The following is a 10,498-nucleotide window of genomic DNA, read 5'->3' as shown; positions in this document are numbered from 1 at the left end:
CAAACGCCGGACGGGCTGAGATGTCCTCGACTCGCCGTCGTCGGGTGCCCGTCAGCCGACGACGGCGGTCGGCGGACGTTTCCAGCCCGTCCGGCGTTTGAGGACGAGGCCGCCAGGCCGATGGAAGGGCGGGTGGGTGGGGAGCGCTCCGGCAGCCGACGACGGCGGGACGCGGGACGACTCCAGCCTGTCCGGCGTTTGAGGACGAGGCCGGAGGCCGATGAAGGGCGGGTGGGTGGGACCGGCCCGGGGCAGGGGTCGCGCGGAGGGCCCAGGGGCCAGTGTCAGTGGTGGGTGCGATCGTCGTAGACATGAACGGGGAACGGTGGCTGGCCGGTGACAGCGAGGACGGAGGTGTCCTGGTCACGGCGGTGGGCGAGGACGGTGTGCCCGTCGGTCCTGTGCAGCGGGAGCCCGGACTCGTCGAGGCGGTGCGGCGGCGCCCCGGCGTGGGGCGGTGGGTGTGGCGGTCCACCGCCGCCGTGTATCCGCGGCTGCTCGCGGCGGGCCTCCGCGTGGAGCGGTGCTACGACGTGGAGGCCGCCGAGGCCCTGCTGCTCGCGCACGAGGGCCGGCACGGCGAGCCCCGTTCGGCGGCGGCCGCCTGGGCCCGTCTGGAGCGAAGACCCGTGCCGCCGGACCCGCCGCCGCGCGCGGCCGAGCCCGGCGCGCAGGACTCGCTGTTCGATCCGGCCCCGGCGGCCCCGCTGCCCTTCGAGGCGCTCCTCGCGGTCTACGCCGAGCAGACGAGGCGGCACGGGGCGGCCGAGCACCCGGGGCGGATGCGGCTGCTCACCGCCGCCGAGTCGGCGGGCACGCTCGTGGCCGCCGAGATGGACGCGGCGGGGCTGCCGTGGCGCGCCGACGTCCACCGCGACGTGCTCACCGAGCTCCTCGGCGAGCGGTACGGCGGCAGCGGCGAGCCCCGCCGCCTGGCCGAGCTGGCCGACGAGGTCTCGGCGGCCTTCGGGCACCGGGTGCGTCCTGACCTGCCCGCCGACGTGGTGAAGGCCTTCGCGCGGGCGGGCGTCAAGCTCCGCTCGACCCGGCGGTGGGAGCTGGCGGAGGTCGACCACCCCGCCGTCCGCCCCCTCCTGGAGTACAAGTCGCTGTACCGCGTGTGGACCGCCCACGGCTGGTCCTGGCTCCAGGACTGGGTGCGCGACGGCCGCTTCCGGCCCGGGTACACCCCCGGCGGCTCCGTCTCCGGCCGCTGGACGACCAACGGCGGCGGCGCCCTGCAGATCCCCAAGGTCATCCGCCGCGCCGTGGTCGCCGACCCCGGCTGGCGCCTGGTCGTGGCCGACGCGGACCAGCTCGAGCCGCGTGTCCTCGCCGCGATCTCCCGCGACCGGGGCCTGATGGAGGTGGCGGGCAGCGCGGAGGACCTGTACACGCGCCTGTCGGACCGCGCCTTCTCCGGCGACCGCGAGCACGCCAAGCTGGCGCTGCTCGGCGCGGTCTACGGCCAGACATCCGGCGACGGCCTGAAGAACCTGGCGGCCCTGCGCCGCCGCTTCCCGCAGGCCGTCGCGTACGTCGACGACGCGGCCCGCGCGGGCGAGGAGGGCCGCCTCGTGCGGACCTGGCTGGGCCGGACCAGCCCACCCGCCGCCCGCGCCGGCGACGACGCGTACGGGGAGGCCGGGATCCCGCAGGAGGCCGCGGCCGAGGCGGAGGGCGGCGAGGCCGAGTTCACCCCCGGCTACGCCTCCACCGACGCCCGCGCCCGCGGCCGCTTCACACGGAACTTCGTGGTCCAGGGCAGCGCCGCCGACTGGGCGCTGCTCATGCTCGCCGCGCTGCGCCGGGCGACCGCGCACCTCCGCGCCGAGCTGGTCTTCTTCCAGCACGACGAGGTGATCGTGCACTGCCCGGCCGAGGAGGCCGACGAGGTCGCGGCGGCGGTGCGCGAGGCGGGGGACGTGGCGGGGCGGATCGCCTTCGGCGAGACGCCGGTGCGGTTTCCGTTCACCACGGCGGTTGTGCGGTGTTACGCGGATGCCAAGTAAGGCGTGCTGCGCGGCTTCGGCCGGGGCTTCGTCGCGCTGCGCGCTCGTCCTCAACCGCCGGACGGGCTGATATCCCCGCCGCGCCGTCGTCGGGTTCCCGTCAGCCGCCGGCGCCGGACAGGCTGGGTCTCGTACGCGCCGTCGTCGGGTTTCCGGGACCTGGGCGGGGTGCGGGGTATGTCAGCCCGTCCGGCGTTTGAGGACGAGGCGCGGAGCGCCGATGGAGCGCGGGCGCCGATGGGGGTCCAGGGGGGCGAGGCCCCCTCACGTCACCGGCAAGCGGAGCGTGAACCTCGTGCCCGCCCCGACCTCGCTCTCCACCTCCACCTCCCCGCCATGCGCCCGCGCAAGATTCCGTACGATCGCGAGCCCCAGCCCGCTCCCCCCGGTGGCCCGCGTCCGCGACTTGTCCGCCCGCCAGAACCGGTCGAACACGTGCGGCAGGTCCCCGGCGGCGATGCCCGTCCCCGTGTCGGCCACCTCGATCGTCACCCAACCCTCCCCCGCGGCCCGGCACGTGACCGTCACGCTGCCGCCCGCCGGGGTGTGCCGGATCGCGTTGGAGACGAGGTTCCCGACGGCCTGCCGCAGCCGCAGCGGATCCGCGGTCAGCCACGGGTCGCCCTCCGCGCGGGCGGACAGCCGTACGCCCGCCGCGTCCGCCCGCGCCTGGTGCGCGGCCACCACCTGCTCGGCCAGCTCGGCGGCGCAGGCGGGCTCCCGGTGCAGCCGCAGCGTCCCGGCGTCGGCGGCGGCCAGGTCCTGGAGGTCGTCGACGATGTGCTGGAGCAGCAGCGCCTCCTCCAGGAGCGAGGTGACCAGCTCCGGATCGGTGGCGACGACCCCGTCCTCGGCGGCCTCCAGCCATCCCCGGATGTTCGACAGCGGCGTACGCAGCTCGTGCGCCACGTCGCTGACCATCGCCTTGCGCTGCTCCTCCAGGGCCCTGCGGTGCGCGGCCATGTCGTTGAAGGCGGCGGCGAGCTGGCTGATCTCCCCGGCCGACCGGGCGGGCACCGGCTCGGTGGCCTCCCCGGTCTTCATCCGCTGCGTGGCGGTGGTCAGGGCCCGCAGCGGCCGGGTGAGGCGGGTCGCGGCGAACGCGGTGACCGCCACCGTCACCGCGAGGATCGCCGCGGCGAGCCCGACGAGCCGCGCGGTGTTGGCCCCGGAGAGCTGGAAGCCGCTCTCGGAGGGGCGGCTGCCGTCCTGGCTGGTGATGAAGAGCAGCGCGGGCGACGAGACGTACTGGCCGAGCTGTTCCCGGCGCGCGCTGTCCACGCAGCTCGTGGCGAGGGCCTCGACGGGGTCGGGCGTGGCCTCGGCGGGCGGCTCGCTCGCCTCCGCGGGGGCGGGCTCGGTGGTCGGAGGGGCAACGGACGGCTTCTTGGGCGCGCCCGGTTCGCCGGGCGTACCGGGCTGCCCGGGCTCGGCCCCCTCCGGGTGCGGCGTCTTCTCCGAGCCGTCGAACCCCAGCGCGATCAGGCGCGGTACGCCGCCGCGCGACAGGGTCAGGCGCAGCACGGAGGGTTCGGTGCCCTTGCGGCGCATGCACGCCTCGGCCAGCTTGGTGATCTTGTCGAGCGCCCTGCGCTCGGTCCTCGTGGGCTCGTTCAGGTACATGGCCCCGCACCGCACGTCGGTGAACTGCTCGCCGCGCCCGTCGGTCGTCTCCAGGTACGGGCGTCCGCTGGGGCCCTCGACGGTCTTCACCGTGACCCCGGCGTCCCGTACGCAGCCGGTGTACTTCTCCGCCATCGACCGCAGGTCCTCCCGCTCCTTCGCGGGCAGCCGGAAGGGCCCCACCGCCCGCGGGTCGATGCGGTCCACCGCGCCCGTGCCGGCGCCGACGCCCGAGGTCGCGCCGAGGCCCTCCGCCGTGTCGTCGTCCCGCCCCGCGGCCAGTGTCGAGTCGACGGCCAGCGGGTCGACGACGGCCGAGGCCCGGGCGGGCAACCGGGCCCCGCGCTCCCCCTCGCCCTCGCCCTCGCCCTCGGCCGAGTCGGCGATCACCTTGCGGTCCTGCGTGGTCAGGGCGATGCGCCGCCCGGTGTCGGTGGACAGCTCCCGCACGGTGCGGTCGGCGCCGCGCCAGTTCGGGGTGGTCGCGGCCAGGCCGAGGAGCCGGTCGTAGATCCGCGCGTCGTCCGCGAGCACCTGCCCCTGCTCCTGCCGGATCGCCCCGGACGTGGTCTGCGCGGCCAGCCAGGCGGTGGCGGCGATGGACAGCACGGACACGAGCACCGACACGACGAGCAGCCGGGACAGAAGGCTCTTGCGCACGGGGACACGGGTCGGGCGGCTCTTGCGCTTGGGGGCGCGGGGGCGGGTGGGGCGGGTGGGGCGGGCGGATCGGACGCGCCGGGTGGGCCGGGCGGGGGGTGGGGCAGGCGGGGTGGGTGCGGAGGGCGTATCGGGTGGGGAGGGGGTGTTGGGGGCGCTGGGTGCAGTGGATGCAGTGGATGCAGGCAATGCCTCGGACGCACCGGATACGCCGGACGCGTCCGACGCGGTGGACGAGCCGCTCGCGGTGGACGAGCCGCTCGCGGTGGACGAGCCGCTCGCGGTGGAGGAGTCCGCCTCGGCCGCGCCGCCCGACCGGCCCCGCTCACGCCCCACGACGCCCCGCCGTCTCCCCTGCCGACTTCGGCGCCCGGCCCCTCGCCCTGGTCCTCGTCCCCAGGCCCGGTCCCGCTCCCGGCTCCGATGCCGGTCCGGATGCCGGTCCCGATGCCGGGCCCGATCCCGATTCCGGGCCCCGGTAGGCGACCAGCTTGTACCCCACCCCGAACACCGTCACGAGCCGCCGCGGCGCCCGCGGGTTCGCCTCGATCTTCTTGCGGAGGTTCAGGACGTGCACGTCCACCGTGCGCGCGGATATGTACCCCGACGACCCGTGGATACGGTCCAGCAACTGCGGCCGCGTGAAGACCCGTTCAGGCTCCGCCGCCATCGCCGACAGCAGTTCGAACTCACCCGGTGTGCACTCCACGCGGCGCCCGTCCACGGTCACCTCGTGGCGCAGCTCGTCCACGACCAGGCCCCCCGCGCGCAGCACCCGCGCCTCGGGGTCCGGCGGCGGCCGGTGCGCGGCTCCGCTGGCGCGGCGCAGCAGGGTGCGGACGCGGGCCATGAGTTCGCGGGGGCTGTACGGCTTGGTGAGGTAGTCGTCGGCGCCCAGGTCGAGGCCGAGCAGCAGGTCGTCCTCCGTGGAGCGGGCGGTGAGCATGAGGATGGGCAGCGTGCCGGTGTCCCGCCCGGTCGCCGGGGTGCCGGGCGGCGGGGCCGAGCGCAGCACGCGGGTCACCCCGAGCCCGTCGATCTCCGGCATCATCACGTCGAGGATGAGCAGGTCGGGGTCGTGCAGCCGGACCTGCTCCAGCGCGGTGCGCCCGTCGTGGGCGACGCCGACGGTGTGCCCCTCGCGCTCCAGATAGCGGCGGATGAGGTCGGCCTGCTTCTCGTCGTCCTCCGCGACCAGGACAAATGCGCACATGCGCCCGAGCATAGGCCGCGGCCGCCCGCCCACCGGACTGTCGGCCTCCGCCCTGACAGGATCCTCATAACCTCGGGCCCCGGCAGGTACGGCTCCGGCCACCCGGGAGGTGGGCGGCGCGATCGCGGTCTCGGGGGGTCTCCGGAGTGGTCCCGGAGGTGGGGCTCGAGGTGGTCTCAGGGGTGCGGTACGACGACGACCTGGACGTCGTCCTCGTAGACGACCCGCCCCGGATCGGCGGACCGCACCTCCTGGCACTCCACGCCGTGCGCGGCGAGGATCTCCAGGTACCCGGGGACCCGCTCGACGAGGTGCGTGGCGGTGGTCCTGAACCAGGCGACGGCGCCGGGGTTCCGCTCCGGGTCGTAGACGGACGCGTCGGGCGTCGGGTACGCGGCGTCGTACCAGTCGTTGTTCGCGCGCCGGAAGCGCTCCTGCTCGGCGGTCAGCTTGCCCTCCTTGGCCAGGCCGTTGACCAGGGCGAAGACGCCGGGGAAGTGGCCCCGTTCGTGCCGCAGGGGCGACTGGAAGCGTACGTAGGCGGGTGCGGGCGTACCAGCTGCGGTCTCCGCGGAGGGCTGTACGGAGGGCTGTGCGGCGGTCGTCTCAGGGGCCGTCTCAGGGGCCGTCGCAGGGGCCGGTTCAGGGGCCGTCTCGGTGGTCATCGCCGCATCCTCGCACCGCCGTGAGCGCGGCCCCCGCGGCGGACGCCCAGTGCGGGGCCCCGGCACGGTCGGACACGGCGAGGGCGTGGCGGTAGTGCGCGGCGGCGTCCACGGGCCGTCCCAGGGCTGCGGCCAGGTCGCCCAAATCCTGGGCCACAGGCCCGAGGGCGAGGAGCCCGCTCCCCGCGCCCGCCACCTCGTCACGGCCCGGGAGGAGTTCCCGGTACGAGGCCTCCATGCGGGCGGTGTCCCCGGCGCGCACGGCGGCGCGGGCGCGCAGGCACAGCCGGAGGTCGAGAAGCTGCCCCGCCCCGGGTACACCGCCTGCCGCGGGTTCCGCCCCGAGGCCCAGGCACATCAGGGCGAGGGGCAGCAGGTCTTCCTGCTCCATGCCGGTCATGCCGCTGCCGGGCAGTCGTGCGGCGGCGGCCCGGTAGGCGGCCGCGGCCTCGTCCGTGCGCCCGGCGACGGCGGCGCGCAGCGCGGCGTACCAGGAGGTGAACACCCCCACCAGCGGCAGCCCGTACCGCTCCGCGAGCCGGTCGGCGGCGGTGGCGTGGGCGTCGGCACGGGTGAGGTCGGCGAGCGCGCTGTGGGACTGGAGCAGCATGAGGTGGCCGAGGACCTCGAAGGTGACCAGCCCGTGGCGGGCCGAGAGTTCGACCAGTTCGGCGCCGATGCGGGCGCGCTCGGGGGCGAGGCCGGGGCGGTGGAAGGTGTGCAGATAGCGCCCGTTGAGCGCGAACGCCAACAGCGCGGCTCGCTCCCCCGCCCGTCCGCGCTCGCCCTCCTCACCCGGTTCATCGTGTCGGCCGGTTCCGTCATGTCGGCGGGCTTCGTCGTGTCGGCCGGTCCCGTCGTGTCGGCGGGCTTCGTCATGTCGGCCGGTTTCGTCACGTCGGCCGGACCCACCCCTCCCGGCGAGCCCGCGCGCCAAGGCCTCCGCCTCGCGGGCCGCCGCGAGGCCCGAGCCCGTCGTGTCGCCCCGGGTCTCCATGGCGATGCCGGTCAGCAGGCGGCACCGAGTGGCGCGGCGGGCGTACGTCCCGTCGTCGGGCAGGGCGGCCAGGGCCCAGCGGGCGGCGGCCACGACGCGCCGGGACAGGTCCTCGTCGTCGTTACGGGCCCAGATGCCGGGGACGTCGAAGGCGCCGAGGACGCGGGCGACGAACTCCGGGTCGCCGCCGGCCCGGGCGACGGCGAGCGCGTCACCCCGGTGGCGCCGGGCCTCGGCGAGACCACCGGTGACGGCGAGGCTGCGGACGAGGCCCATGAGGAGGGGCAGCCGCCCGCGAGCGCCGGGCCCGCGCCCCGGGTCCGGGACGGCCACCGCCCCGGTCGCGGAGAGCGGCCCCTCCCTGGCGGCCCCGGAGGCCTGCCGGTCGTACGCGGTGAGGGCCGCACGCCACCACCGGCCCGCCCGGTGCGGCGCGCCCGACGCCTCGGCCCGGCGGGCGGCGCGGGTCGCGTACGCGAGGGCGCGGGCGGCCGTCGCGCGTGTCGCGGCCCGGACGTAGTGGTGGGCGACGGCCTCGACAGCGTCGGGCCGCAGCAGTTCCAGGGCCTCGGCGACGGCCGTGTGCAGGCGGGCGCGGCGCGGCCGCGACAGGTCCTCGTACACCGTCTCGTGGACCAGCGCGTGCGCGAACCGCACGCGCTCGGCGGCGAGTTCCCCCTCCTCCGGCTCGACCAGGAACCCGGCCGCCGTCGCCGCGTCCACCGCGTCCAGGACGGTCTCCTCGTCCCCGGTGACCGCGCCGAGCACGTCCAGGTCGGCCTCCTCCCCGACCACGGCGGCGAGGCGCAGCACCGTGCGCGTCTCCTGCGCGAGCGCGCCGAGCCGGGCGCGGACGAGGTCCCGTACCCCGGCGGGTACGCGGGACAGCGCGGCGGTGCCACCCGCCGCGTACAGGCGGGCGAGTTCCCGTACGAAGAAGGGGTTGCCGCCGCTGCGGCGGGACACGGCGCGGGCGGTCGCGGGGTCGGCGCCCCGGCCCGCGACGGCCGTCAGCAGCTCCGCGACCGCGCCTTCCGCCAGCCCTCGTACCGGAACCCGCACCGGTTCGGCCCGTGCCGCGCGGGCCAGGAACTCGGCGAGCTGCGGCGGCACTTCGGTGTCGCGGTAGGTCCCCACGAGCAGCACGGGCCGGGCGGGGCCCGCCGTCGCCAGCGTGGCGAGCACGTCGAGGGACTCCTCGTCGGCGCCGTGCAGGTCGTCCAGGACGAGCAGGAGGGGGTGGCCGGGCGGGACGAGGGCACTGAGCCGGGCGGCCACCCGGCGCGCCGCCGCCCGGCCGCCACCGCCCGCCGCGCCCCACCCGCGCTCGGACCACTCCGCTCCCGAGTGCCACGGGTCAGGGTGGTGCGCGTCCGTGGCCGGGCTTTGAGGAACGGCGTGGGCCGGGGCCGGAGACGGGGCTGAGGGCGAGGCGGGTGCCGCGGGTGAGGACGGGGCCGCAGGCGCGGGCGAGGGCGAGGGCGACGAAGCCGGAACTCGCCGTACGGGTACCAGTACGGGTACGGGTACGGAGGAGGGCGAACCCAGGTCTGCGGCCATGGACGACCCCGCTGCCGCAGCCGTGGACGACCCCGCTGCCGGAGCCGTGGCCGAAGCAGGCGCCGCAGACGTGGCCCCGGGCACCGTCGTCGCCCCCGGCTCCTCCAGTCCCGCGAACACCTCCTCCCACAGCCGCCCCACCGCCCCACCCGCCGAGGCCTCCCCATCCGCCGAAGCCGCCGCGCCCTCCGGCGCCCGGCCCCAGGCCGTGGCCCAGCCCTCCGCGCCCAGGCGTCCCGTCAACTCCCGGGCCAGCGCGGTCTTGCCCGCGCCCGCCTCGCCCGAGAGCAGGGCGAGGACGAACCGGCCGTCGCGCACCGCCTCCCGGGCGGCGCTTTCGAGCACGGCGACCTCCGTGTCCCGCCCCACCAGGCACGTCGCTGGACGGCCCCCTGCGGCAACCGGCCGCCCGCGCGGCCCACCATCGACCCCAGCCACCACACCGGACCCAGGCATCACACCGGACCCGGCCACCGCGCCAGACCCGGCCTTCGCATCGGACCCGGCCTTCTCGCTGGACCCGGCGTCCGTCCGGGCACCCGCCGGGCGCACGCCCCCACCGGCCCCGGCACCCGCGTCCTCCCGCACCGACTGCGCCAGGATCTCCCCTTCGAGCCGCCGCAGGCCCTCCCCCGGGTCCACGCCCAGCTCCCCCGCCAGGGTGTCCCGCGCCCGGCGCAGCACGGCCAGCGCGTCCCCCTGCCGGCCCGACCTGTACAGGGCCAGCGCGAGCAGCTCCCACGCCTCCTCCCGCCAGGGGTGGGCCCCGGCGTGGGACTCCAGGTCGAGGACCGCGTCGGCGGCGCGGCCGAGGGCCAGGGCGAGGCGGGCGCGGCGTTCCACGGCGAGGAGGCGGAGTCCGTCGAGGCGCGCGACCTCCGCGCGGGCCCAGTCGGCGTCGGCCCACTCTGCGTACGCGGGGCCGCGCCACAGGCCGAGCGCCCCGTCGAGGCCGGTGAGCGCGGCGAGAGCCGCCTCCGGCGCCGGGGGCCCGCCGTCGAGGAGCCGCCCCGCCTCCCGTACGGCCGTCTCGAACCGCCACGCGTCCACCGCGTCCGGCGCGGCCGTCAGCGCGTACCCGGGCCCGGCCGTGACCAGGAGCCGGGCGGGGGCGCGCCGGGCCCGGCCGGGTTCGAGGGCCTTGCGCAGGTCCGCGACGAACGTACGGATGGTGCCGACGGCCGTCGGCGGCGGCTCGTCCCACAGGTCGTCGACGAGCCAGGACACCGGCACGGCGCGGCGGCGGGCGACGAGCAGCCGGGCGAGGACGGCGCGGTGGCGCGGCCCCCTCAGCCCGAGGTCGCACCCGTGCGCGTCGCGGGCGACGAGTGGCCCGAGCACGTGGAACGTCACCGGGCCGGGCGCGGCCCCGCCGCCGGACCGCGCCCCGCCGCCCGCCGCCGCCCGGTGCGTCACCGGCCGGGCCGCGACCGCCCGGGGCGGCACCGCCGCTGACGTCGCCTCTTCCTCCTCCCGCACCCCTTCAACGTACCTGCGGGTAGGACGTACCTCCGGATTCCGTACCTACGGGACCCCACACACCCGCGCCCACGCCCCCGCACACCCCTTGCTGCCCCACCCACGGAACCACCGCGAAGCGGGACGACCACAGAACCACCACGAAGCGGAACCACCGCGGAGCGGACCCACCACGGACGGGAACCACCACGCAGCGGGCCCACCACGCAGCGGGCCCACCCCGGAGGGGAACCATCACGGAGGGAAACCACCGCGAATCCGCTGCTGATCCACCGCTGATCCGCGCCCC

5 protein-coding genes are annotated in these 10,498 nt (G+C 76.9%); 1 reads left to right on the top strand and 4 read right to left on the bottom strand.

Annotated features, from left to right (window positions below):
• Positions 1-311: 311 nt before the first annotated feature.
• Complete coding sequence (locus tag QK440_RS34770; protein ID WP_282797247.1) at positions 312-2,012, top strand: bifunctional 3'-5' exonuclease/DNA polymerase; 1,701 nt, start codon at positions 312-314, stop codon at positions 2,010-2,012.
• A gap of 264 nt (positions 2,013-2,276) precedes the next feature.
• On the opposite strand, the gene QK440_RS34765 is transcribed toward QK440_RS34770, so the two are convergent.
• The 4 genes from QK440_RS34765 to QK440_RS34750 all read right to left on the bottom strand — a co-directional run bounded on the left by QK440_RS34765 (position 2,277) and on the right by QK440_RS34750 (position 10,083).
• Complete coding sequence (locus QK440_RS34765; RefSeq protein ID WP_282797246.1) at positions 2,277-4,295, bottom strand: ATP-binding protein; 2,019 nt, start codon at positions 4,293-4,295, stop codon at positions 2,277-2,279.
• Between the two features lie 325 nt (positions 4,296-4,620).
• Positions 4,621-5,508, bottom strand: coding sequence for a response regulator transcription factor (locus QK440_RS34760; protein ID WP_282797245.1), 888 nt, complete (start codon positions 5,506-5,508; stop codon positions 4,621-4,623).
• 176 nt (positions 5,509-5,684) lie between these two features.
• Entirely contained in the window at positions 5,685-6,173 is a 489-nt protein-coding gene (locus QK440_RS34755) for a hypothetical protein (RefSeq protein WP_349239342.1), read from the bottom strand.
• Positions 6,151-10,083 carry a BTAD domain-containing putative transcriptional regulator gene (locus QK440_RS34750; RefSeq protein ID WP_282797248.1) on the bottom strand — a complete coding sequence of 1,311 codons (3,933 nt, stop codon included), beginning with the start codon at positions 10,081-10,083 and terminating at the stop codon, positions 6,151-6,153. Before QK440_RS34750 ends, QK440_RS34755 begins: the two co-directional genes overlap by 23 nt.
• Positions 10,084-10,498 lie beyond the last annotated feature (415 nt).

Source organism: Streptomyces sp. CC224B (assembly GCF_030010595.1).
GTDB classification, from domain to species: Bacteria; Actinomycetota; Actinomycetes; order Streptomycetales; family Streptomycetaceae; genus Streptomyces; species Streptomyces longispororuber.
The sequence above is the reverse complement of the archived record's forward strand: the minus strand, read 5'-3'. Positions and strand labels throughout refer to the sequence as shown.